At 65.6% G+C, this 23,847-nt stretch carries 26 protein-coding genes; 12 read left to right on the top strand and 14 right to left on the bottom strand.

All coding sequences use genetic code 11. The features are described 5' to 3' along the window. The 3 genes from HBE63_RS04380 to HBE63_RS04370 are packed head-to-tail and all read left to right on the top strand — an operon-like array spanning position 1 to position 2,288. A complete protein-coding gene (locus tag HBE63_RS04380; protein ID WP_166903591.1) occupies positions 1-426 on the top strand; it encodes a Zn-ribbon domain-containing OB-fold protein in 426 nt (141 codons plus the stop codon). Next, positions 423-1,346, top strand: coding sequence for an SDR family NAD(P)-dependent oxidoreductase (locus tag HBE63_RS04375; RefSeq protein ID WP_166903589.1), 924 nt, complete (start codon positions 423-425; stop codon positions 1,344-1,346). The genes HBE63_RS04380 and HBE63_RS04375 overlap by 4 nt, the downstream gene beginning before the upstream one ends. A 9-nt stretch (positions 1,347-1,355) precedes the next feature. After that, positions 1,356-2,288 carry a nitronate monooxygenase family protein gene (locus HBE63_RS04370; protein WP_166903587.1) on the top strand — a complete coding sequence of 311 codons (933 nt, stop codon included), beginning with the start codon at positions 1,356-1,358 and terminating at the stop codon, positions 2,286-2,288. A gap of 121 nt (positions 2,289-2,409) precedes the next feature. On the opposite strand, the gene HBE63_RS04365 is transcribed toward HBE63_RS04370, so the two are convergent. Further along, entirely contained in the window at positions 2,410-3,825 is a 1,416-nt protein-coding gene (locus tag HBE63_RS04365; RefSeq protein ID WP_166903586.1) for an amidohydrolase family protein, read from the bottom strand. A 128-nt stretch (positions 3,826-3,953) separates the two neighbouring features. Between HBE63_RS04365 and HBE63_RS04360 the strand changes: the two genes are divergently transcribed. After that, entirely contained in the window at positions 3,954-4,589 is a 636-nt protein-coding gene (locus HBE63_RS04360) for a TetR/AcrR family transcriptional regulator (protein WP_166903584.1), read from the top strand. Between the two features lie 4 nt (positions 4,590-4,593). On the opposite strand, the gene HBE63_RS04355 is transcribed toward HBE63_RS04360, so the two are convergent. Together HBE63_RS04355 and HBE63_RS04350 are read right to left on the bottom strand one after the other, a co-directional pair. Then, positions 4,594-5,934 (bottom strand): phosphotransferase family protein, encoded by a 1,341-nt coding sequence (locus tag HBE63_RS04355; protein WP_208301301.1) that lies wholly within the window; start codon positions 5,932-5,934, stop codon positions 4,594-4,596. Beyond that, on the bottom strand, positions 5,931-6,983 hold the full coding sequence (locus HBE63_RS04350; protein WP_166903582.1) for a TIGR03857 family LLM class F420-dependent oxidoreductase: 1,053 nt from the start codon (positions 6,981-6,983) through the stop codon (positions 5,931-5,933). The genes HBE63_RS04355 and HBE63_RS04350 overlap by 4 nt, the downstream gene beginning before the upstream one ends. Positions 6,984-7,030: 47 nt before the next feature. Between HBE63_RS04350 and HBE63_RS04345 the strand changes: the two genes are divergently transcribed. Further along, positions 7,031-8,113 carry a phosphotransferase family protein gene (locus HBE63_RS04345; RefSeq protein ID WP_166903580.1) on the top strand — a complete coding sequence of 361 codons (1,083 nt, stop codon included), beginning with the start codon at positions 7,031-7,033 and terminating at the stop codon, positions 8,111-8,113. 8 nt (positions 8,114-8,121) lie between these two features. On the opposite strand, the gene HBE63_RS04340 is transcribed toward HBE63_RS04345, so the two are convergent. Further along, positions 8,122-9,354, bottom strand: a complete 1,233-nt coding sequence (locus HBE63_RS04340; protein ID WP_166903579.1) for an NAD(P)/FAD-dependent oxidoreductase — start codon at positions 9,352-9,354, stop codon at positions 8,122-8,124. 47 nt (positions 9,355-9,401) lie between these two features. On the opposite strand from HBE63_RS04340, the gene HBE63_RS04335 reads away from it, so the two are divergent. Then, complete coding sequence (locus tag HBE63_RS04335; RefSeq protein WP_166903577.1) at positions 9,402-10,001, top strand: TetR/AcrR family transcriptional regulator; 600 nt, start codon at positions 9,402-9,404, stop codon at positions 9,999-10,001. Next, positions 9,998-10,345, top strand: a complete 348-nt coding sequence (locus tag HBE63_RS04330) for a nuclear transport factor 2 family protein (RefSeq protein WP_166903575.1) — start codon at positions 9,998-10,000, stop codon at positions 10,343-10,345. The genes HBE63_RS04335 and HBE63_RS04330 overlap by 4 nt, the downstream gene beginning before the upstream one ends. Before the next feature lie 8 nt (positions 10,346-10,353). Here HBE63_RS04330 and HBE63_RS04325 read toward each other — a convergent pair whose 3' ends face one another. The 8 genes from HBE63_RS04325 to HBE63_RS04290 all read right to left on the bottom strand — a co-directional run bounded on the left by HBE63_RS04325 (position 10,354) and on the right by HBE63_RS04290 (position 17,418). Next, positions 10,354-11,175, bottom strand: a complete 822-nt coding sequence (locus HBE63_RS04325; protein WP_166903573.1) for a mycofactocin-coupled SDR family oxidoreductase — start codon at positions 11,173-11,175, stop codon at positions 10,354-10,356. Next, positions 11,172-12,017 (bottom strand): NAD(P)-dependent oxidoreductase, encoded by an 846-nt coding sequence (locus HBE63_RS04320; protein WP_166903571.1) that lies wholly within the window; start codon positions 12,015-12,017, stop codon positions 11,172-11,174. The genes HBE63_RS04325 and HBE63_RS04320 overlap by 4 nt, the downstream gene beginning before the upstream one ends. A 9-nt stretch (positions 12,018-12,026) precedes the next feature. Next, positions 12,027-13,007: an alpha/beta hydrolase gene (locus HBE63_RS04315; protein WP_243858496.1), complete on the bottom strand. Its 981-nt coding sequence runs from the start codon at positions 13,005-13,007 to the stop codon at positions 12,027-12,029. Between the two features lies 1 nt (position 13,008). Further along, entirely contained in the window at positions 13,009-14,214 is a 1,206-nt protein-coding gene (locus HBE63_RS04310; protein ID WP_208301300.1) for a cytochrome P450, read from the bottom strand. 206 nt (positions 14,215-14,420) lie between these two features. Beyond that, the gene (locus HBE63_RS04305) at positions 14,421-14,630 is read right to left on the bottom strand and encodes a hypothetical protein (protein WP_166903569.1); all 210 of its coding nucleotides are present in this window, start codon (positions 14,628-14,630) and stop codon (positions 14,421-14,423) included. A 4-nt stretch (positions 14,631-14,634) separates the two neighbouring features. Then, positions 14,635-15,081 carry a Zn-ribbon domain-containing OB-fold protein gene (locus HBE63_RS04300; RefSeq protein WP_166903568.1) on the bottom strand — a complete coding sequence of 149 codons (447 nt, stop codon included), beginning with the start codon at positions 15,079-15,081 and terminating at the stop codon, positions 14,635-14,637. Continuing rightward, entirely contained in the window at positions 15,078-16,277 is a 1,200-nt protein-coding gene (locus HBE63_RS04295) for a thiolase (RefSeq protein ID WP_166903566.1), read from the bottom strand. The genes HBE63_RS04300 and HBE63_RS04295 overlap by 4 nt, the downstream gene beginning before the upstream one ends. A gap of 4 nt (positions 16,278-16,281) precedes the next feature. Further along, on the bottom strand, positions 16,282-17,418 hold the full coding sequence (locus tag HBE63_RS04290) for an amidohydrolase family protein (RefSeq protein ID WP_166903564.1): 1,137 nt from the start codon (positions 17,416-17,418) through the stop codon (positions 16,282-16,284). 140 nt (positions 17,419-17,558) lie between these two features. On the opposite strand from HBE63_RS04290, the gene HBE63_RS04285 reads away from it, so the two are divergent. Beyond that, the gene (locus HBE63_RS04285; protein ID WP_166903562.1) at positions 17,559-18,242 is read left to right on the top strand and encodes a TetR/AcrR family transcriptional regulator; all 684 of its coding nucleotides are present in this window, start codon (positions 17,559-17,561) and stop codon (positions 18,240-18,242) included. A gap of 2 nt (positions 18,243-18,244) precedes the next feature. Here HBE63_RS04285 and HBE63_RS04280 read toward each other — a convergent pair whose 3' ends face one another. Beyond that, positions 18,245-20,701, bottom strand: coding sequence for a CaiB/BaiF CoA-transferase family protein (locus HBE63_RS04280; RefSeq protein ID WP_166903560.1), 2,457 nt, complete (start codon positions 20,699-20,701; stop codon positions 18,245-18,247). A 224-nt stretch (positions 20,702-20,925) separates the two neighbouring features. On the opposite strand from HBE63_RS04280, the gene HBE63_RS04275 reads away from it, so the two are divergent. The 4 genes from HBE63_RS04275 (at position 20,926) to HBE63_RS31690 (ending at position 23,386) form a co-directional block, all read left to right on the top strand. Further along, a complete protein-coding gene (locus HBE63_RS04275; RefSeq protein WP_371815005.1) occupies positions 20,926-21,462 on the top strand; it encodes a hotdog domain-containing protein in 537 nt (178 codons plus the stop codon). Positions 21,463-21,565: 103 nt separating this feature from the next. Continuing rightward, positions 21,566-22,408, top strand: a complete 843-nt coding sequence (locus tag HBE63_RS04270) for an SDR family NAD(P)-dependent oxidoreductase (protein ID WP_166903558.1) — start codon at positions 21,566-21,568, stop codon at positions 22,406-22,408. 343 nt (positions 22,409-22,751) lie between these two features. Continuing rightward, on the top strand, positions 22,752-23,261 hold the full coding sequence (locus HBE63_RS04265) for a hypothetical protein (RefSeq protein WP_166903555.1): 510 nt from the start codon (positions 22,752-22,754) through the stop codon (positions 23,259-23,261). Then, a complete protein-coding gene (locus HBE63_RS31690; RefSeq protein WP_256367917.1) occupies positions 23,258-23,386 on the top strand; it encodes a hypothetical protein in 129 nt (42 codons plus the stop codon). Before HBE63_RS04265 ends, HBE63_RS31690 begins: the two co-directional genes overlap by 4 nt. A 197-nt stretch (positions 23,387-23,583) precedes the next feature. Here HBE63_RS31690 and HBE63_RS31115 read toward each other — a convergent pair whose 3' ends face one another. After that, the gene (locus HBE63_RS31115) at positions 23,584-23,844 is read right to left on the bottom strand and encodes a hypothetical protein (RefSeq protein WP_208301299.1); all 261 of its coding nucleotides are present in this window, start codon (positions 23,842-23,844) and stop codon (positions 23,584-23,586) included. Positions 23,845-23,847 lie beyond the last annotated feature (3 nt).

Genomic DNA, 23,847 nt, shown 5'->3' with positions numbered 1-23,847 from the left:
ATGACCCGAGCGGACATTCCCACCATCGACCCGGCCAGCGCGCCGTACTGGAAGGCCGCGCGCGACGGCCGGTTACTGATCGCCCAATGCACCGCGTGCAGCAAGGTCCACCACTATCCGCGGCCGTTCTGCCCGTATTGCTGGAGCGAGGACGTACATCCGTTCGCGGCCAACGGCACCGGAACGCTTTATACGTATTCGACGGTGTACGTGAACGACCTGGCACCGTTCAAGGAGCGACTGCCCTACGTCGCGGCAATCGTGGAATTGACGGAGGGCCCACGGCTGATGACGACCATCGAAGGTGCTGACCCACAGAGCCTTCGAGTTGACATGCCTGTTACCGCGGTGTTCCGGCCCGTCGATGAGAACGACCCGGACAGCCCGTATCTGACTATCTTCACCCCTAGCGAGGAGCACGCATGACTGGACTACTCGACGGCAAGGTGGCCCTGGTGACCGGGGCCGGCCACGGCATCGGCCGCGGCCACGCCCTGGAGCTGGCCAAACACGGCGCCACCGTGATCGTCAACGACCTCGGAACCAGCCTGTCCGGGGAGGGCACCGGCAAAGTGGCCGACGAGGTGGTGCAGATCATCGAAGGCCGTGGTGGCAAGGCAGTTTCGGACTTCAGCGATGTCGGCGATGAGGAACAGGTGGACCTCGCCGTGGAACGTGCTTACTCACAGCTGGGCCGGTTGGACATCGTGGTCAACAATGCCGGCATCGTGCGGGACAAGGCGATCTGGAACATGACCGTCGACGATTTCGACCTGGTGATGCGGGTGCATGTCCGGGGCAGCTGGCTCACCAGCCGGGCCGTCGCCCGCAAGTGGCGCACAGAGTCCAAGGAGTCGGGCGGAAAGGTGTACGGCCGCATCATCAACACCACGTCCGGCGCGGGGCTGCACGGTCATTTCGGTCAGACCAACTACAGCACCGCCAAGGCCGCCATCGTGGGGCTGACCCAGGCCCTGAGCCTGGAGCTGGCGTCGATCGGCGCCACCGTGAACGCGATCAGTCCCGGCGGCCGTACCCGGATGTCGGCCTCTATGCCCGGAGCTGCGGCAGCGATCGAACCCGACGAACGCGCCGAGGACGATTTCGATCCGAAGGACCCGTCGCTGGGCTCCCCGGTGGTGGCGTGGCTGGCCAGCCCTGAGGCTGGTCACATCAGCGGCCAGGTTATTCGCGCGATGGGTGAGAACCTTCAGCTGCTCAAGGGCTGGCATCCGGTCGCCTCGGTATCCAACGGTCAAAAGCGCTGGGATGCGCAGAAGTTGGGCGCGATAATGGCTACCGATGTGTTCGGCACCCGCAATACGGGGCTCCGTCTCGGAGGGTAGGCCGCCGAGGTGGACAAGGCCGAGCTGCTGGACCGGTTGCGGCTGCCGCTAATGGCCGCTCCGATGTCGATCGCATCGACATCGGAACTGGTCACCGCCTGCTGTCGCGCCGGGGTGATGGGCTGCTTTCCCACGCACAACGCGTGGAAGGACACCGGCCTGGGCCAGTGGCTGGAGGGCATTGACTCCTCGCTTCGTCATCACGCTGACCGCACCGGGTCAGCACCTGCGCCGTATGCGGTCAACATCAATGTGTCGCGCGCAAAGCCCGCCGAGCTGCTCATGCAAGAGATCGATCTCTGCCGGCGTCATAACGTTCAGATCATCACGACCAATGTCGGCGATCCCTCCGATGTCGTTGCCCAGGTGCATGATTGGGGTGGCATCGTGATCCACGATGCCGTGTCTGTGGCGCAGGCCGAACGGGCCGTCGCAGCGGGTGTCGATGGGTTGATGCTGGTGTGCGCCGGTGCCGGCGGTCTCGGCGGCAATCTCTCGCCGATGGCTTTTGCGCCACGCGTTCGCAGCTTCTTCGACGGTCTCATCCAGGTGGCCGGGGGCGTATGCACCGGCGGGGGTATCCGTGCCGCACTGGCGCTCGGTGCCGATATGGCCTGCATGGGAACGCTTTTCATCGCCACCGAAGAATCGGGTGTGCACGAGGACCACAAGCGCATGCTGGTCAGGGCGGATCTCGCCGACGTCGTCTGGACAGACGCCATCTGCGGCATCTCGGGCAGCTTTCTTCGGCCCTCACTACTGGAGCACGGGTTGGATCCCGAGAATCTACCGCCCCTGGATACCAGGCGCCGCCCCACCATTCCCCGCCACATCAAGCCCTGGCGGATGGTCTTCAGCGGTGGTCACGGCGTCGCAGGCATCGCCGATGTCCCCACGGTGGCGGATCTTGTCGCGGAGCTGGAGCGACAGTACGTCGGTTGAGGTTGCGTCGCGCCAGCACCGCGCACTGATCGGCCGTGCAGTCCGGGAACGTGACGTCATCGGCGATATCACGTTCCCGGACCGACTGTTGCGCAGCACCGCCTTGGATCCTGGTATCAACTCACGGGGCGAGCTGAAGATCCTCGTCCGCGAACCGAAGAACCGCGTCTTGATCGACCCGTTCGGTGGGCCGCAGGAATCCACCCCGCCGGTGGTAATGCTCGACGTGTTCGGTCGGCACCGCGTCACCGCCGATCAACAGGTCGCGCGGATCCGGACCGATCCGGTCTGCCACCGCACGCAGGTGCTCGCCGTCCACCGGGAAGGCACGTAGTGCGTTCTCCCCCAAAATCTTTCGCGCCTCTCCCTCCGGAACACCGTCGAACGCCACCTTGATCCAGTTCCACGTGTCGGGCCACATGCCTTCCGGATGCGGGTAGTCGATTCCCAGCATCAACCGATTCACGCCGATGTCGTCGCGGGCCTCGACCTCGACCTTGTGGATCGACGACGGGGTGGCAAAGCAGTGGCGCTCCCAGTATTCGCTCGGGCGCATCTTCAGCGGGGTATCGCGCTGGTCGTACCAGGAGTCGAGGATCTTCAGCGTGGTCGGCAGCCAATCCGAACGAACCTCGGTCAGAACGAACCGCAACTGTGGGTACCGGTCGAACACTCCGCCGATCATCAATTGCCAGAGCAACCGACGCGGACCGTAGTCCAACCGGAACGGCGACGCCGGGGACTCCGCGAATTCCTTCTGCAGCGCTTCGCGGGCCTCTTCGTCGAGTCGCTGCTGAGCGGCCATCATCTGGCTTGCCTCCGCACCGCCAAGGTGAGTGGCCACGAACGCAGAGATGAACTCCTGATAGCGACCCTGCGGGAATCCCCACCCGGCATGCACTGCGAGTGTGAAGTCGAGGTCGACGCAAGCCTTCCAGAATGGTTCGTAGTGATCACTGACGATGGACGGCAGTGCGGGGTCCTCGATGATGCCGGGCACACCCACGCTGACGTAGCCGTTCTGACGCGCCCAATGCAATTCGCGAACGGAGGCATCGATGTCGTGGCATGTACCCGGGTCCGCCATTCCGTAGAGCCGACCGTCGCCGCCGGACATGAAGTCGGCCAGCCACCGGTGATACGCCCGCATCCCGGCATCGCGCAAATTCGCCTCGAAGGGCTTGTTCACCACACTGAACAATGGCAGTGACGCGAATTGGTGACCCGGTACCAACATCTCGCCAGCGACGCCTTCGCGGTCCAGCTGTTCCATACGTACGCCGATGTCCCAGCCGCCGAAGCGGTCCGGGAATGCAGATGCCCATCGCGGGTCCAACTCGGGCGCCGGCTCCTCGCGCGGCCCGGAACTGAAATCCGGAGCCAGCATTCGTCGATAGGCCTGCTCCTCCTCGGTCAGCAGGTCCTTGACGGTGTCGCGGACATCCGGGTCGAAGTAGGGCAGGTAGTCCGCCATCCGTTTCGCCCCGGCATGCCCATCGGCCGAGAAGACCAGTACCTTGTCCTGCGTCTCACCCATACGTCGCCTCCTCGCTCAAGGGGCCCCCGCGCTGCGCGGGATACCTTTGCCATATTGAGAACTTCACCGATCGACCTGATGTCACCGCACGCGGTACATACAGGCTGTATGTAGAGGATACTAACTGCATGTCCAGTGGTCAACCGTCGAAAGCGCAGAAGCGTCCGGTCCGTACCGCGGAGATCGCCGAACGCGCCGAGGCCACCCGGGCGGCGCTGATCGCGGCCGGACGTCGACTCTTCGTGGAGAAGGGTTACTTCGCCACCGGCACCGAGGAAATCGTGGCGGCCGCCGGTGTAGGCACCAGAGGTGCGCTCTACCACCATTTTGAGAATAAGGAGGCGCTGTTCCTGGCGGTATTCCTCGCTGTTCAGGAACAGGTGGACAGCCGCGCGCCGCACCCTGGGGACGCTGACGACGCCTTGGACGCGCTGCGCGCCGGCCTGCGCTCCTATTTGAAGTCTTCGCTCACCGGCGAGGTTCAGCGCATCCTGATGATCGACGGCCCTGCCGTGCTCGGCTGGCAGCGGTGGCGCGAGCTACAAGTTCAGTTCGGTCTCGGGTCGATTCGCGCGCTCCTCGAAAAGGCAGTCGAGCAGGGCGCGGTGACTCCCCAACCACTCGACGTGCTCGCCCATGTGCTGCTCGCCGCCGCCGACGAGGCCGCCCAGTTCGTGGCCAATGCACCGGATCCGCGTCGGGCCCGCGACAATGCCATTCAGGTCATCGACGGGCTCCTGCAACGGCTTGCCCCGACCCACTGACACATCATCGTGTGAAGGGCTGCACCTTCCGGTGGACCGTCATCGCCGAGCCGGCGGGCCCGAGCACGGCGTTGGCGCGCAGGAAACGCCGGTAGAACAGCTGAACCAGCGCCTCGTCGTGGCGCCCGTCGTCGGACAGCACAAACTGCTCCAGTTCTGCGTCCGCTACGCCTGTGTCCGTCGGGCGGTGCCCGAGTAACGGTGCCACATCATCGAGATCCTGCTCGTCGAGTTGCGCGCCGATCTCCTGGCGGCGCAGCAGATGCCTGGCCAGCCGGAATGAGTTCCGAACCTCGTAGCGCGCGAACGGTTCGTCGACGGTGACCGAGCCCAGCGTCCGGACCAGGTGACCGAAGGCGATCTCATTGGTGAACGGTGCCGGCTCGGGCACATCGACCGTCTCGTCGAGGTCGTAGCCCAGCAGTTCGGCAAAGGCTTCGACAGCGTGCAGGTTGGTTTCGGTGCACCACTGCAGATTGGTCATGTACGCCGAGCCCGGCGTCGGGGCGGCCAGCGCGCCGTGAAAAGCCAGCTCGTTGGTCAACGTGAACGCCAGGTGGTGGTGCTGTACCGCCGCCATGTCGAGCTCGACCCCGGCCGCGTCGGCGTAGATGCCGTAGAGCTCATCGAAGTTGCCGAAGTTCAGAACCGTGTCGCGCATGCGAAACGCCGCCAGATCCATCAGCGGGTCGCCGATGTGACCGATCTCGAGGTCCAGCAGCCCCGTAATCTTCCCGCCCTGATGATGGAACTGACCGGAGTCCCACACCACAGGCGCCTCGCGGGTGTTGGCGGGCAGCGGGTTTCGGCGCAGCCACGCCAGTGCAAACTCCACGAAGGGATCGGGCCTGCGCTTGGTCTGGCGGTAGAGCTTCTCGAAGTGGGCCATACCGACCGAGGCGGGTGTCGAGGCCGGCGACGACGCACGGGTGACGCCGGCCGCCTCGAACGCATCGACGTTCAGCGCATGAATGCGCGCAAGGACGCGCATGTATTCGGCCATCACCGCGTCCCGCTCGGCCGGGGTGCTGTCGACGAAGTCGGGCCGGCCCGGAACTCGGTCCATCACATAGGCCGGCAGGGCATCGAGCCAGCCGTAAACCCGGGGTACTGGAATGTCATTTCGGTGCAACAGATCTTGGAAGGTCATCTCGTGGTGCAGGGGGAATACCAGTGGTGAGTCAATTCGATGACCGCGCACCATGAGTTCGATCGGCTGTCCATCGACGGTGACATCCACCAGCCAGTTCGGCCGCCACCGGGTCTGTCGTTCGATGGACACAACCTGACCACCGAGATCTGCGCGAACCCATTCGCTGATCAGATCGCTCTCACTCTTGCTCACAAACCCGCCTCAATCGTCGAAAACAACGGCCCTAGCTGATCGGGAGTGCTGCCATGCAGGACGAGTTCGTCAGCCCCCGCCTCCCGGTATGACTCGAACACCTCGTGGCATGAGCGCGCCGATCCGATCGCCGCCGCATCGCCAGTCCACGCCGCAGGCAGCACCGACGCGACCTCGATGAGTTGCTCCCGGGTGAGCACGGAGTCCGCCGAGCCCCTGATACCGGCGAGCAGCGAATGGGATCGCAACCTGCCCAACGGTTCCGGATCCCATCCATTGACCGCCGCCAACCGCTCTCCGAAGCCGGGGATCTGGTAGTAGGTCACCGCCCGAGCGCCGACCACGGCGAGCACCTCGTCGGCGGCGAGCTCGCATGCCACCACGACGGTGGCGTACACCCGCACGCTGCCCGCCGGCCGCCCTGCCGCCCGTTCGGCGCTTCGAACCAGCTCCACCGACCGCCGCACCGCCGCCGGAGTCAGGAACGGATGCAGCAGCACGCCGTCGAAATGGCGGCCCGCGAGTTCCAGGCCTTTCGGGCCGATCGCGGCGAAAACCAGCGGCGGCACCGGTTGATCGGGAACGTCGTTGAGCCGCAGCGACGGATATCTACCCGCAGGTCCGTCGTAGCGCACCTTCTCGCCGCGACACAGTCGCCGGAAGATGTCGGCGTGGTCGACGATGGAGGCATTGGTGGATCGCGGCAGACCGACGGCGTCCCACATGGCATCGACGGAACGGCCGACGCCCAGGACGAAACGGCCGCCCGACATCGCCTGCGCGGTCATCGCCAGGGATGCCAGCAGCGCCGGGTGCCGAGACTGGAAATGCGTGATGCCTGAGGCGATGCGGACGGTCGACGTGACCTGGCTGACCGCACCGGCGATCACGCCCAGGTCCTTGGTGCCCCACCGCTCACTGAGCCACAGGGTGCGTGCACCCAGGCGTTCCGCCGCGGTCGCCTGCCCGATGACCGCCTGGGGGTCGGAGACCCGGCCGGGCAGCGTGTAGGCACCAAGCGGTATACGATTGGATGCTCCGTCCGGCATGCCCCTATTCTGACAGTAGTGTTCAGTTCTGTGTGAGAGGGGTCTTGATGGCCTACACATCACCACGTGGGGACGTCGGCGTGGACCTTCGCGACGTCATGCGGGCGTGGTTGCCGCCCAGGGTCGCACTGCCCGGCGCGACGTCGTTCGACATCTCCGGGTTCAGCGCTCCGAACGCCGGCTACTCGGGGAAGACGGTCTTCTTCACCGCCTCCTGGACCGACCAGACCGGACATCACGCCGAGGACCTGGTGTTGCGCGCCCAGGCCGATGATCACCAGTTGTTCACCGTGCCCGACGCTCCGCGGCAGGCCGAGGTGATGAAGCGGCTTGGCGCGCATGGAATCCCAGTTCCCGACATCGTCGGCATCGAACGCGACCCGTCGGTACTGGGATCACCGTTTTACCTGATGCGACGCGTCAACGGCCGAACCCCGTCCGACGTCCCGAGTTGGCACAAGCGGGGCTGGACCACCGAGTTGACCACTTCGGGGCGGGCGCTGCTGTGTGACAACGGGCTACGCGCACTGGTGGCAGTCCATCGAATCGACGACCCCGGCGACCTGACCTTCCTCCGCGCCGATGGCCCCGACGGGTCCACCGCACTGCAGCGCTACCTGCACACCCTTCAAGGCTGGTACGACTGGTGTCGCGACGACCTGAAGGTGGGTGCCGACACCCTGGCCGAGGCCCTGCGGGTGATCCTCGATTCGGCCCCCGACACCGACGCCGAGACGGTCGTCTGGGGCGACGCGCGGGTCGGCAACATGAGCTTCGGCGATGACCTGTCGGTGGCCGCGCTGTTCGATTGGGAGACCGCGGGCACCGGGCCGCCCGACATCGACCTCGGTTGGTGGCTGATGTTCGAGCGCTTCCTGTGCGAATCGCTGGGGTTCGCCCGCCTGCCCGGCGCTCCCGACGACGACGAAATCGTACGCAGGTACCAACAATTCGGCGGCTCACTGACCGGAGACATCGTCTACTACCAGTTGGTGGCCGCGTTCGTACTGTCGCTGATCAACAACCGGCTCGCGTTGCTGCTGGTTCGCGACGGCCTCGACGTGGCCACCGCGCGCAGCTACCCGCAGGCGGCGGTCGCCCTGGTCGAGCACTACCTACGGCAGCTGTAACGCAACGCTCAGGCCAGCGCCAGCGTGGTCAGGATGTCGGGGCTGTAGGCCTCCGCCGGCGCGGACCAAGGCCCCGAATGCACTGCCTCCAGGGCTAAACCGAGCTCGGGACGGCGGCGAAGCAATCCGAACATCCGCGCCCGCCGCGTCAACCGGTCGGGCATCCCGAAGCCGGTGATCAGATCGGTAAGCGCACTGGCAAATCGCAACCGGGCCATCCGGGTTCGCCGCTCCTGCGCGTATCCGGCAAGCCCGTGCGGTGTCCAATCGGAGCCGTCCAAAAGCGCCTCGGACAATACGCGCGCGTCGCGCATCGTGATGCTGAGGCCCTGCGCGGTCACCGGATTGCTCCAGCCGGCCGCGTCACCGATCAGCGCCACGCCGCTAACCACCGGGTCATCGACCCAGGCGTCATTCATCGGAAACGTCGCACACGGACCGATCGGCGTGGACGCCGCCAGGGCATCGGAACGCGGGAAAATCCGGGTGCGAAACGCTTTCAGGAATTCTGGGACCGCGTTGACCCCTTTGATCGGCTCCGGATCATCGACACGGCGACCGACATAGAGTCGCAATCGATTATCGGCCCGCGGGATGACGATGTACTGGTTTCGGCCGTCGACCGAGATCGCCGTCTCGGCCCGATCCCAGACTCCCCCATCGTCGACGAGCATGCCGGACAGCCGAACCCGGGCCTGCGTTGTCGCCAGCGGCACACCGAGCGCTGTACGCATTGCCGACATCTTTCCGTCTGCCCCGATTGCCAGGCGGCACCGGAGGGTTCGGGTGCCGTCGTCAGTCTGGTAGCTGACCGAAGGGGCTGCGCCGGTTTGCACCGACGACCGCCGTACACCGCGCACCACGTTCGCGCCGGCCTTGACCGCCGCGGTGGCCAACGCTTCGCGCAACTCGGGGTGTCCGACGCCGACCACACCCGGCGCATTCGGGACAACGGTGGACAGGTCGCGGCAACGTCTTTGCGCCTCCTCCACGGTGAGGCCCTCGTCGTACGGGACCATCTTGGTCATCACCGAGACACCTTCAGTCTGCAGAATGGTCTCGGCCACACCGAGCTCCACTGCTTCCCGATACCCCCACGGCAACATCGCCTCTCCGCGCACGATGTCGCGGTAGACCTGTTCCCGTTCGAGGACGGTCACGGCCAGGCCCGCTTCGGCTAAACGGGTCGCGAGCGTGCATCCGGCGATTCCGCCGCCAACAACGACCACTTGGGCGTCCATGGATCCCCTTTCCGCGCGAATCCCATTTACTATGACATAATGGGTTCATGCGACGCCGTGGCGGCACTCAGCCGTCCCCGATTTCGAAGACCCACGTTGTCGACGCCGCCATGCGTGTCGTCGCGCGATCGTCGCTGGAGCAGTTGACGGTTCGCGAAGTTGCCACCGAATGTGGGGTGACACCCCCGGCGATTCACTACCACCTGCGCGGCGGTGACGACCTCGCAGACCGAGTTGTCGAGGCCGTCGCCGCACAGATCGACGTCGCAGTCGACGGGAAGGCGCCATGGGTGGAGCGGTACCTCACGTTGATCTCTGCGATGGACCGAGCGTTTCTCGCCTACCCCGGCACCGGCCTGCGCGCACTCGCCTCGACCGGGGCCTCACCGGGAGCCACCAGGCTCACCGATACGGCCATGCGAATCCTGCGCGACGCGGGACTGCCCGAAGCCGCTGCGGTGCAGACCTTCACGACGACATACCTGATCTTCGTCGGCTGGCTGGCCACCCGACATTTGGCCGAAGGGGACGGGATTCATCCGTCGCTCGAGGCCGCGGGCGCCGGCGCCCTCGCCAATGACGGCGACCAACCACTCCTCGCGGCGATCCGCCGCGTGTTGACGGCAGCAGAAGGAGAAATCACATGACCAACAGCGATTCCGATTGGCTCAGGCGGTACTACGCGGACTGGGATTCTGGCAACCTCGACGCCATCACGTCCTGGTTCGACCAGGACGTGATACTCCAAGACGTCCCGACCGGTCACGTCGCACGCGGGGCGCAGGAGGCGCGCACATTCGTGAGCGGCGCACTGAAGATGGCCCCCGGAGCCTCTTATGAGGTGATCAGCGCGCTGGCCGACGGCGAGCAGTTCGCCGCCGAGTGGATCATGCAACCGGCAGGTCTGCACGGGGCGTCGGTCGGCACCGTACGCAACGGCAAGGTCGCGACCAACCGGGACTTCTGGGACGCCTCACCGACCAAGAAGTGACTCTCGCGCTAGTACTGCGCCATGCCCTGGTCTACCGACAGCGGGGTGGCAGTCACGAAGCGCGACTCGTCGGACGCCAGCCAACACACCGCGGCCGCCACATCTTCCGGCTCGGCGGCCCACTGCGGCAGGAATGGCGTGCCCATGTTGTTGAGCGTGGGATTGGTCTCGATCGCGGAGAACAGGGCGGCGATCATGTCCCCGCCACCCATCGGGGTGTTGACCGGCCCGGGATGCACGCTGTTGACCCTGATGTCGTGCCTGCCCAGTTCCGCGGCGAAGGCCCTGGCCATCCCCGTCACCGCGTGCTTGCTGGCGGTGTAGTGGATCATGTACGGCTGCACCTTCACCCCGGCGTACGAGCTGATCAAGATGATCGAGCCGCCACGCCCCCCGTCGATGATCCGCTGTGCGCCGGCCATCACCGTGTTCCAGGTGCCCGTCACATTGACGTCGATGATGTCGCGGAACGACTCCGGGGTGATCTCGTTCCACGGAGCCGGGATGCAGATGCCGGCGTTGGCCACGATGACGTCAAGCCGACCGTAGGCCTCGACTCCCTCGTCGACCGCGCTCCGCAGTGCCTCAAGATCGCGGATATCCATGGCGGAAGCCATGATTCGCCCGCCTGCGGCCCTCACCAGACGCACGGTCTCGTCGAGGTCATCGGGGGTGGCGGACGGGTAGCGCACCGAGGCTGGTAGCGGGCCGGCCACGTCGATGGCGACGATGTCGGCCCCTTCCTCGGCCATTCGCACCGCGTGGGCACGGCCCTGCCCCCGCGCGGCGCCCGTGATGAACGCCACCTTCCCCGCCAATCGACCCGTCATCGCAGTGCCTTTCCGGTTGCAGTGTCGACGCGCTCGTCAAGCGCCAGCGGACCCTCCCGCACGGCCATACCCAACAGGCCGAGGTCCACGCCCGCCTCGGCGGTGGCCGCACGGCACGCAGCGATGTCCTTGCGCAGGAACGGTCCGGCCAGCTCGGCGAACCGGTCCATCCCACCGATGCGCTGGGCGTGCGCCGCCGCGTGGCTCCTGGCACTGCACACCTGCAGCGTGGACAACAGGACGTCCGGGTCAACTCCTAACCCGTCGCCCAATTGCGTTGCTGCCGCGAGGAGTTGAGCGTTGGCTGCGAACAGTAGATTGTTCACGAGCTTGATGGCCAGCGCGCTGCCAAGCTCGCCAGTGGCCACCACCGGATCGGCATAGGCAGCCAGGACCGCTGTCACAGCGGCGACGGCGTCACTGGGTCCCCCGATGAGCACGGTCAGAGTGCCCGCGGCGATATCGTCCGCCGTGCCGCTGACCGGCGCGTCGATGATGACGGGCGCGGATGCCGAACTATCTCGCAGCGCTTCGAGGGTCGACACGGTGCCGGTGGTGTGGGAGACGAAAACCGAGCCCGGCTTCGCATTGGCGATGAAACCATCAGGGCCCAGACCAGTCTCGCGCAGCTGCGCGTCGGAGAACAGGCACGAGATCAGGATGTCGCTCTGCGATGCCAGCTCGGCCACCGAACCGGCCGACTTGGCGCCGCCGGCGGTGAGCCGATCCCGCGCGTCGTCGCGACGGCTGTACACCAGCACGTGGTGACCGGCGTCGAGCAACCTCATGACCATCGGTTCTCCGAGCTGACCCGAACCGATGAATCCGACCGTCTTGGTCATCGTGTCCTCCTAAACATGGACAGATGGGGCGTGCACTACTGTCGGCACCCACGTCGCGATCCGGTCCCACAGCTGTCCGCGGTGACTGGCGAAGTTGTGGCAGTGCCCCGACTTCGGGACGATGTGCAGCGTCACGTCCGGTGTGCCTGTGTAGTTGGCAGACTCGGTATGGGGATTTGGCGAGACATCCGCGGCGGCGCCGAACCCAAGGAAGACGGGCACATCCACTCGGGGCGCGTACTGCTCGACCATTCCCGGTGTGGTGACCTCAGCCGCGGCCCGGACTGGAACCCGGCTCTGTACCGCGGTATCCGCGTCAACGACGACTTGGGGAACCTCACCGGCGTAGAACAAGTCTGTCAGGTAAGAGCGCGGCGCGAAGGTGTGACTGTCGGTGGGATTCGCACCGGTCAGCTGGCACGAAACCGCGATGGTCTGCTGAATCCGCTGCTCCAGATCTTGGGCGTCGGCGGTGTCCTCGTACACATTGGTGATCTGCACGCCGTAGCCCAGCAGTACGACGGCATCGTAAGGGTGCGCTGTCGCCTGCACCATCGTCGTCAAGCAAGCGCCCATCGAATGCCCGACGCCGATCAACGGCGCAGTGGTCGGCGGAAGGTCACGATGCAATTCGCCGCGTCGCAACCGTTCCCGGACCTGGCGTGCCACTTCGGCATCGCCCTTCGCGAGCAGCTCCAAACCCAGGGGTCCCGAAGCGATCGGGTCGGTACTCTCGCCGATCCCGAGGTGATCGACGGCGATCACGATGAAACCGGCGGCGGCGAGGTGCTCACCGAAGCTGTAGCCGGGGTGGCCGTCGATGTCGATGTGCCAGTAGTGCTTGTCGTATGTTCCCCCTGCGAGGCATAGGAGCACGCCACGCGCTTCCAACGGACGCTCGGGCAGGAACACCCACGCTTCCTGCATCAGCTTCTCATCGGACCCGACGCCGGCGGTGACGTCGAACGTCAGGGAGATCGGAACACTCAAGTCAGCGCCACGTCAGATTCAGCGAATCCACGCCGAACACCTGACCACCGTGCTCGATGGCCTCCCCGGCGAGTTCGTAATTCGCAATGCGCTTATGCCACTCCTCCAGGACCACCACCATTTCCTGGCGGGCCAGGTGCGAGCCAAGGCAACGGTGCGGGCCGCCACCGAAGGACAGATGACGCGTGACGCCGCGGTCGAGGTCCACCTCGCGGGCATCCGGGTAGGCCGCCTCGTCGCGGCCGGCGAACGCCAGCGAGAAGGAGGCCATGTCACCCGCCTTGACCGGACACCCGTGGAAGTCCATGTCCTGGGTAGCCTTTCGGGCGGTCTGCACGATCGGATACACCCGAAGTATCTCCTCAACTGCCCTCGGGATGAGCTCGGGTTCGGCGACGATCCTGGCACGGTCGGCCGGGTGGGTCGCTAGGTGCAGCATCGCATAGGACAGCTGGTTGGATACCGTGTCGAGTCCGGCCATGAACAACAGCAGGAGGCAGTTGAGCAGCTCCAGGTCGTTGATCGGTTCGCCGTCGATCGTCCAGTCGATGGCCTTGCTGACGATGTCGTCGGCATCCGGGTCGCGGTTCTCGCGGCGCTGCTGAATCAGGCCGGAGAAGTAGCCCATCACATGCGTCATTCCCTCCATCCGGGCAGCGTTGACTTCCTCGCCCACCCCGCTCTGATGCAGGATCATGTCCTCCCACGCCAGAAACTTGTCGAGATCTTCGACCGGCATGCCCATGATCGTGAGGAACACCGTCGACGGGAACACGCGTGAGATCCGTTCGACGAAATCGCATCCACCCTCGTCGATCAGCTGATCGACGAGTTCCGCTGCCAGCTTCTGCTGCGCGTCGCGCAGGCCCTTGACGCGGCCGGGCGAGAAATACTCCGCCAGCACCTGGCGCCACTTGGCGTGATCAGGCGGGTCGATCATGATCGGGATCCACTTATATGGCGGTTCCGGGTCCGTCGGCACGATGACACTGCTCGACCAGAGCTCCGGATGCTGCAGTCCGTCCAGGATCACCGCGTTGTCGGTGAACACCCAGTACTCCATGCCGGCCTCGGCGTTCCGGAAGACCGGGCGTGCATCGTCCTGACACTCGTCGAGCAGTCGGAAGTGCGTCAGCACCGGCGAGTCCGGCGTGTTCATCTCGATGCCCTTGACGGGACACCTTGCGCCTGCCTGACTCTCGCTCATGACGTCCTTCCGAAGTGGCCTCAACCGAGCGCGCATTTCCACGCACTCGTGTCCCGTAACAGTACGGCAGTCAACTGTCATAATTGACTGAAATCATGCCAGCCGTCTACAGAAAGACTGGTCGTACTAGGTTAACTATGTTAAATAGTTCACGCAATAGCGAGGGGGGCCGTCAATGAACGACGACGTGGCCAGCTCCTTGAGGTCTAGTTCAACGCACTGCCGGTGTGGATGCGGGCCTGCCGCAAGCCTTCCTGCGGATCATCGACGTCCACGTCCCAGTCCCCACAGGAGCACGTACAACGGAAGTGACCATTGACGGGCAGGATCGCCTGGCCGTCACAAGATCCGCCGGTGTTGGCGATGCTGGTGAGGAACTCCAGCGGTTTCTCGTGCAACGCGCTGTCATCGGACATCCGGCTACTCCTGAGTCTGGTCATCGGCTGCGACCCGGAAGATCGGCAGCTTCCACCCATCGGCAATCGGGGTGAAGTCCACCCGCAGCCGCATGCCGATCGACACCTCGGCGGGTGCGACATCGACGATGTTGGACACCAGCCGCGCACCCGGTGCATCGGGCAGGTCGAGTACCGCCGGCACCAGCACCAGGTCGGGAATGCCGGGAAATCCATGCACCACCGCGAAGCTGTAAACCATTGCCTCACCGCCGAGCTCCACCCAGTTCAGTGCCTTGGACCGGCAGTTCGGACAGAACGGGGTGGGCGGCAGTCGAAACGCGCCACAGTCGGCGCACTGCGGTGCCACCAGTCGCCGCTCTTTGGCGGCAGCCCAGAATGGTTCCGTCGTCGCGTTCACCGCGATCCGGATGTGCTCTGCGGGAATCGTGGTCGCCAGCGAGGTGCTCACGCTGCACGTCCCAGGATGAGCCCGCTGACCGGGAGGCTCGCCGGCCCGCCGGTGACCAGTGCGAGTTCGGCGTCGGCAACCTGGTTGATCGCGGTGCCGCGCATCTGCTCAACCCCTTCCATAATGTGGGTCATCCCGATGATGTAGGCCTCGGAGAGCTGACCGCCATGGGTGTTGACGGGAATGCTGCCGCCGTCGTACCGGATCGCGCCGCTCTCGACAAACGCACCGCCTTCCCCTTTGGCGCAGAACCCGTAGTCCTCTAGCTGCATCAGCACCATTGGGGTGAAGTGGTCGTAGAGCAGGGCCACGTCGACGTCCGCGGCGCTGATACCTGCCTGCCGGTAGAGGCGGTCGGCGATCGGCTTGTTCCCCGACGATGCGAAGTACTCGTCCGGCATCCCCATCCAGGCGAACGCCCTGCCCCAGTCACGGACACCGCCGTGCGCGGCGGCGACCACCGGCACCGGTGGCTGCCGCAGGTCGCGCGCGAGCTCCGTACCGGTGGTGATCACAGCCACAGCTCCGTCGGTCTCCTGACAGAAATCGTAGAGGCACAACGGCTCTGCGATCATCCGGGCGTTGAAGTAGTCCTCCAAGGTGAGGGGCCGCCGGTGCATCGCCTTCGGCCGATTCAACGCATTGGCGCGCGTGGACAGGGCGATCTCGGCGAACGCCTCCCGGCGGGTGCCGTAGAGATGCATATGCCTGCGGGCCAACACCGACATCAGGTGGCCAGGACCGGACAGTCCCGACGGTTGCAGGAACGAGTTGATCGGATCCGGCTCCATCGCCGAGAACACCGATCCCAGACGCTGACTGGACTGCTGCAAAGCCATCACGGTCACAACGACCCGTGCGTCGCCGGAGACGATCGCCGCCCGGGCCAGTCCGATCGCGCCCGCCGAACCCCCACCCCCGGACGTCAGCGCCGCGGTGAAACGAACCTCCGGAATCCCAAGGGTTTCCATGAAGTCAGCGGTGTCCATCTTCTCGGTGTAGCCGGCGCTGGCCCCGGAGTAGTAGGCGAATCCGTCGATGTCGGTGACGGGCAGGCCGGCGTCCTCGCATGCGGCCAGGATCGCCTCGCAGGCCAGTTCGGTCGTCGTCTTGGGCAGCGAACGACCGCGCTTGTAGTAGGGCGTCGCGCCGACTCCCACGATCGCGACGTCACGTAACCCTGAGTTATTCGCCACGCGCTCAGAAGCTTTCGGCCGGGATCGGCGGCACGTCGGGGAAGAGTTCGTAGAACGTGCCCTGTGTGATGCGTAGTCGAGTCTCATCGCTCACCCCGTCGAACAGACTCTTCAGGGTGTCCTGGGTGTGGCCGAAAGTGCCCTCCATGTGCGGATAGTCGCTGCCGAACATCACGTTGCGGTAGCCCATGTGCTCGTAGGCTGCCACCGCACTCTCATCGTGCTGGAAGGAGGCGTAGACCTGGCTGAACAGGATCTCCTTGGGATTGCGGTTGAGCTTCGGGCGCACGGCCATGTGGTGCTGGCGGTAGCCCTCCAGCAGGCGGTCACCGAGGAAGGGAACCCATGTCGCGCCGCCCTCGGAGATCAACACCTTGAGGTTGGGATGGCGGTCCAGGGCGCCCGAGGCGACCATCTTCATCGCCGCGCGCTGACCGGAGAACGTCGTCTCCGCGTAGTTCATGATCGCGCCGCCCGGCCCCCGGTAGACCATACCCGCCCCGCCGGTGGCGCCGCCGACGGTCATGTCGACCGGGTCGGTGCCGATGTGGAAGGCGATCACGATGCCTGCCTCTTCGGCGGCCGCCCAGAACGGTTCCCACTCCTTGCGGTGCCAGTCGGGTGCGCTCGGATGCGGAGTGGTCGGCAGGAACACGGCTTTGTAGCCCTTGTCCGCCGCCCAGTGCAACTCCTCGATCGCGTCCTCGACGACCAGAGTGGACACCTGCGCGGTCACCACGTACCGCGGAGACACCGCGCAAATCTCGTCCAGTGCCCACTCGTTACTGGCGCGCATGCACGCTTTGAGCAGCTCGGGCGTGCGGAACGTCGATCCCCACATGCCCAGTGACGGATAGATGACCTCGCCCCAGACGCCCTCCTTGTCCAGATCGCCCAGCCGTGCCTTGGCGTCCCGGATGCCTTGCGGCTTCATGCTCTCCTCGACGAAGGCCACCATCGCCGATGATGGCAACTTGCGCCGGAAGATCTGACCGTCGACGGTGACCGTCTCGTATTCGCCGTCGGGATCCTTCTCCGCACGCGGCGTCAGCTCGGCGAGGCGTTTGGGCAGACGGGACTGCCACAGATCGTCGGGCTCCAGAAAATGGGAATCACCCGAGTTCGTCCAGATCATGCTCATCGGTCCTCCAGGGTCTGGGCTGATGAACCGATGATGCCAGCCGCGCTCATCGAAGTCCACACTTTTTAATGAATAGACATTACTATTGAGTCGATCCATGCGCCCCGAGGTAAAACTGTGGCCGACGGGGAGGAGGTGTGATGGCGGAGTTGGGAACCGAGTCGCCCGCCGGCGCACGACGCCGCAACGCCTCGGGCGAGTCGACGCGGGTGATGCTGATGGAAGTCGCGGAACGACTGTTCGCGACCCGCGGTATCGAGGCCGTGACGCTGCGGGAGATCCAGCAGGCGGCGGAGCAGTCCAACACCTCGGTGATCCGCTATCACTTCGGCTCCCGCGACGGGCTGATCCGCGCGCTCATCGCCTACCGCCAGGCCTCGTTGGGAACCGATCGCCGGGAAATGCTGGCGCGCATGCGCGAGCAACGGAAGGAAGCCGATCCGCGGGCCGTGGTGTGGCTGTTGGTGCGCCCACTGGCCAACAGCATCGCGGCAGGCGAGATGTTCGTGCCGTTTCTGGCCCGCCTCAGTGAAGATCCGCGGGCGCGCAGTGACTACTGGCCGGATCATGTCGACGATGAATGGACCCAGGAGAAGCTGGAGGAACTGGTCGACGCCGCCCTGCAGGACCTGCCCGAACGGATCCGGCGCGGCCGGACCTTCCAGCTCTACCTCAGCTTGATCAACGTGTTGGCCGCGGCCGCCCGCTCCGGGCACGGCCTCGGTGAGGCGCAGCTGCACAACTATGTCGACGCGTGGGTCGGCATGCTGACCGCGCCGGTGTCCTATGAGACCCGTGCGCTGACCGATCAGAACGACTGCTGAATTCAGCCGCCGCCGACGACCTTGCCGGCCCGGAGCTCCGCGATCTCGTCCTCGTCCAGCCCGATCTCGCGCAGCACGGCATCGGTGTGCTGGCCGATGGTGCAACCCGCCTTCGCCTCGGACCGAGACCGGGAGAACCGGCACAGCGGCGCCAGCCGGCGGTGTTCCTCGAAGATCGGACTGTGCGCTTGAACCGAGTAGCCCGCCTCGAAGAAGGGGTCGGTCTGCAGCACGAGTTCGGAGTTGACCTCGAGCACCTCGACGCAGCCGACGTCCTGGGCACAGAGCTCGGCCTCCCATTCCAGCTTGGTCTTCGTCGCGAACACCGGCGTGAGTGCCGCGATCAGGTCGTCGTCGTGTGCGGCTCGGGAGTCGGCGTCGGCGAATCGCTCGTCGGCGAGGAGATCGACGTAGCCCGACATGGCCTTCGTCAACGCAGGCCACTCGCGCGCAAGCGGCGCGGCCAGGAAGATGTAGCCGTCGGCCGCGCGATACATCCGGTAGAGCGCGGCCATGCCGAAGAACTGGTCGTCGGCCGCCCTCGTCGGCGGGCGCGATGCGTAGCTCGCGTTGTACGGCAGCATCGCCTGCTGCACGGTGCCGAGCATCGTGGTGACCAGATTCGAGAGCTGCGCGCCGCGACTCTTGGCGTAGAGGGCGACCATCAGTGCCGAGCCGACGCCGTGCGCCGCGATCCCGTCCGATTGCACGGCAGGCACGGCTCCGCCCGCGTGCAGTCTGACCGCTCTGCGGTGGATGTCATCCAGGTCGGTGGGCGGGTCGCCCGCATCGTGACTGTCGATGAGGGCAAGGCCGGACGCCGCACCGACGGACGGCGCGTAGGCCGCGCGGTGCGCGAAGGGGCCGTCGACGCCGTAACCCGACGTCGTGACGAAGGCCAGGTCGGGATTGACCGCCCGCAGTGACGCTTCATCGATCTTCGCCCGCTCGGCCGCCTTGCCGCGGAAGCACTGCAACACCACGTCGGACTGTTTGGCGAGTCGGTAGACCAGGTCGCGTCCCTCGGGCGTGGTGAAGTCGATCGCGACACTCTCCTTGCCTTGGAGCACCTTCGCCCCGCCCGCCTCGGGAAACGCGACCAGATTGCGAATGTTGTCGCCGTCGAGCGGCTCGACCTTGATCACGCGGGCACCGAGGTCGGCGAGCAGGGTCGCGCCGTAGGGCCCGGCGAACATGCTGCCGAATTCGAGCACCGTCACACCCTGCAGCGGCGGGTCGTCCGCTCGCGGACCATCCCCACCCAAGCTCACGGCTTTCCGACCCTGCGCCATCACCAGGGAGTTGTGCTCGCCGAGGCGCGGCGCGGGACGCAGCGCCGTCAGCGGCTTGCCCTCAGCGTGAATGAGTGTGGACGGCTGCCGCACCGGACCGAGATCGGGATCCATCACCGTCACCGAACGGCCCTCATATGCGGTCTGGGGGTGATCCAGGGAATCCTCGGGGCCGCGGAACAGCTCACCGCTGAGGTCGAGGTTCTCCGCCATCGCCTGCTGCCATTCGGCGAGGGTGCGAGCCCCCACCCGCTCGATCATCATGTCCCACCATTCGGTGCGCAGTTCGGGGGTCGGCAACATCGGGAAGCCCTGCCACTTCGGGTCCGCGATCTCCCCCATCAACTCCAGTTCGGTCAGCCACGCTCCGATCAACCGCGGCGAGACCTGGGCGAACTGCAGCCATCGGCCGTCCTTCGTGGGACACACCAGAAGCGCGTAGATGAGGTACGCCTGGGGACGGCCCTGGTCGTCGTAGGCCGCATCCATCGGTTCGTAGGCACCCGGATACCGCTCGAGCACCATCTCGTAGAACCAGTTGTACGGATCCATCGACCCCATGCCGGTGACCAGGTTGGTCTCGACGATCTGGCCGCGCCCGCTGGTCTCCCGCTCGAGTAGCGCAGCCAGGACACCCTGAACGGCGGCGTGGGCCGCACCCCAGGACGCATAGGCCGCGGTGACGAAGGCTGGCCCCGGTCGTGGCGCAAGTCCCCTTTTCTCGTGCATGACGCCGGTCTTCGCCATCACCAGCGCTTCCCAGCCCTTGTAGTCGCGGAACGGCCCGGTCGACCCCCAGCCGGTGATCGTCGCCACCACGAGTCGCGGGTACGCCTGCGACAACGCGTCGTGGGTGAGCCCGACTCGTTCGGCGGTGGTCGGTCGCATGGTGTTGACCATGACGTCCGCGCTGCGCAAGAGCGTGCGCAGGCGCTCCAGGTCGGCGTCGTCGTGAAAGTCGAGTGTCACGCTGCGCTTGCCCCTCAGCAGGGCGGGCCAGCTCGCGAGATCGCGCAGTGGACTGCCGTCGGGTGGCTCGACCATGATCACCTCGGCGCCACAGTCGGCGAGGAACTGCGTCGCCTGAGCCCCTGGCAGGGTCGTCGACAGGTCGACGACCACGAGGCCGGCCAGTGGACCGTCCGACGTCGAACCGACTTCCGGCATGTTCGCTCCTACGTGTGCTCGCGGTTCTCGCCAGGACATGCTGTGACGCACGCCACGCCAGCATTGCAGCGGCTTTTATTAATGTCAATGCATTATTCTCGCGAAATGACGCTAGGGTCTGCGAGGTGACCGATGAGCCGGCGACCCGGGGCGGATTCCCGCCGATGCGCACTTGGCAGGAGCCGAACGTCCGCAATCCGGGCGGGGGCGCCGAGTACGGCGACATGGTCGCCGCACTGCGGGACTTTCTCGACGCCGTCGCCGCCGCTGCGCCGGACACGGCGACGACGGAGGACTTGACGGAGGACCTGAAGGGCTGGACCGATCGGCTGGCCAGCGCGGCGGTCCCGGAGCGGCGGCAGATCTTCGCCCGGCGCCTCGACCTACCCGGGCGCGGGCAGACCATGTCGCCGAACTTCATTCCGGTCGCGGGCGACGAGCACGGCGTGAGCGGCACCGTCACGTTCGGTCGCTACTTCCTCGGCGGTGGTGGCGCGGTGCACGGCGGCGCGATTCCGCTGCTGTTCGACGAGGTGCTGGGCCGGTTGGCCAATTCCGGGAGCCGGGCACCATCGCGAACCGCCTATCTGCACACCGACTTCCGGGCCATCACACCCGTCGGCCAGGAACTCGCGGTACGCGGCTGGTTCGCCAGCGAACAAGGACGTAAACGTGTGCTGCGGGCCGAGTTGAAGCACGGCGACACCGTGTGTGCCGAAGCCGAGGGGCTCTTCATCGCGCTGCGCCCCGACCAGCCATGAAACATCGGGACAATACCCACACAGATGAGGACGCAGGCGCCCTGGCCACCACCCGCACAGCCGATCAACGTCGATGGAGGTATATCCAGATGAGGATTATTCGATGAGCACCTTTGAGGGACGGTCGGTGCTGGTCACCGGTGGCGGCACCGGCATCGGAAAGGGCTGCGCACTGCACTTCCTCGAACACGGCGCCATCGTCACCATCGCCGGACCCGAAGGCGATGTCCTGGAATCGGCTGCCACCGAGCTGCGCCACGCCACCGGACGCAGCGCGGTGCGTACTGCGGTATGTGACGTCACCGATGAGGATCTGGTACGGGATGCGGTGGCAACAGCCGTCGATGACGGCGGCCTGGACGTGCTCGTCGCCAATGCCGGAACCGGATGGCCCGGACCCGTGCAGCTGCTGGACAAAGCGCAGTGGCACGTAGCCTATGACGTCAACGTCGTCGGCACGGCACTGTGCATCAAGCACGCCAGCCACGCCATGCGCTCCCGCGGCGGCGGTGCAGTAGTGGCCCTCTCCAGCGTCGAAGCCCTGCGCGCGGGAAAGTTCATGCCCGCCTACAACGTCACCAAGGCGGCGCTGGACTCACTCGTGGCCTGCGCGGCAAGGGAACTCGGCGCTCTCGGGATCCGCGTCAACGGTGTCCGACCTGGCGTCATACTCACCGATGCCGTGCGCACGCAGCTCACGGAAAAGTCGGTGGCAGCCGGACTGCGCCAAACCTATTTGGGTCGGCTGGGTACGCCGGCCGACATCGCACAGGCCGTTGCGTTCTTGGCCTCCGATGACGCCTCCTGGGTGACCGGGCAGATGCTCAACGTGTGCGGCGGCCTGAGTGTCCACGACGGGGCGAACTACGAGGGACTGGCACGAATGGTGTTCGGTGACGAGCACATCGACGCCACCAAACCCCGCGGATCGAGTTCAGCGCCGTGACGGCCTGGGTCGCGACCACGCAGGTGCGGATCGCGAATCACGCTGCAGCGCTGAACTTCTCCGATGCCAAGGCGCGCTACTTGCTGCTCAGCTCAGATACATGCCCCACAACCCGCGGTTGAGACGCAGCGAGCATTAATCCATCCTAATATTGGTCGTAGACGTCGCCTTCACTGATACATATGGTCGTAATTGTCCCTGCTGCAGTCCCCGCGGGGACGCTCTGGGGTGACGCCCGCCTGGGCGAGAAGGCCCAGCACTACGGACTCAACTACCGCTCGATCGGGATGGCGGTTGCCGTTTGTCAGCGGCGATCCGACCCTGCTCGATGAAGGAGCTGAATATGTCTGATGGAAATCTGCGTTGGCGATTCACCCACAATGTGCCGACGTCCGTCGTCACGGAAGCTGACCTGCGCGAACATCTCCCGGCTGTAGACACGCCGCTGCTGCTCCTGTGCGCTGTTCACATGACCGGCGACCGCTCGTTGCTGGACCGGTTCGCCGACAAGGTCGGAGGTCCGCGAAGCAGCGTTCGGGGACCAGTAGATGCTCCAGTGGAGCCCGTGACGCTGCAGGCGCACGCCGAGCTCACCGACATCCTCTGTGCGGTGCTGACCACACGAGACCAGAACCCCTACCTCGGGGCGATCGACCTGGAGCTGGTCTCCCGCATGGCCGATATAGCGATCGGCACCCACTTGGACCCGAAATACCTCCCGATGTACCTGGAGCAATGCGGTTTTGTGCCGGATCAGCGTGCAATCGCGCCCACCTCGACTCCACCGGCGACGCTGAACCTCGCGATCATCGGGTCCGGGATGTCGCTGATTTGGACATCAGCACCAGCATGATCCTCGAGGGAAACCCCTCACGATTCAGTCCCGGCGAGGACGGGATGGCGGGCATCCAGGACTTCACTCAGAAATCGACGCGCGACGAACGCCGCAAACTCGTCATGAACTTCTGGCAGGACTGACCCAGCACTCGCGCACGTCGGCGCGCCTGGGTGCGCGCTTGAGGATCTTGTTGGTCGCGGTCTGCGGAAGCGTGCGGCTGATCCGCACGTATCGCGGCCACGCCTTCGGGGGCAGATCCGGCTGCGCAGCAAGGAAATCCGTCAGCTCGTCCGGTGTCAATGACTCCCCATCGCTGAGCACGAGGGCCGTCCACAACTCATAATTGGACGGCCGCCGCAAAAGCTTCTAGCTCAGAGGGGACATCGGGACCAGCCGGTATGTAAATGACTTCAGTGATGCCCTGCTCGCCCGCCTCGTCCATTCGCGCGGCAATCGACTCGGGATCCCCAGTCCAGCCGCATTCGAGGATCGACTTGCCCGCCGCGGCGACAAGGTCGCGATCACGATCGGTGACTGTCGACAAGTGCCCCCGATGAACGAGAAGGTGGCGCTCCCTTTCGGGGCGGTCGGCCTTCACGCG

It is taken from the genome of Mycobacterium sp. DL440, from assembly GCF_011745145.1.
GTDB lineage: Bacteria > Actinomycetota > Actinomycetes > Mycobacteriales > Mycobacteriaceae > Mycobacterium.
Note: the sequence above shows the minus strand (reverse complement) of the source record. Positions and strands in the feature narration are given on the sequence as shown.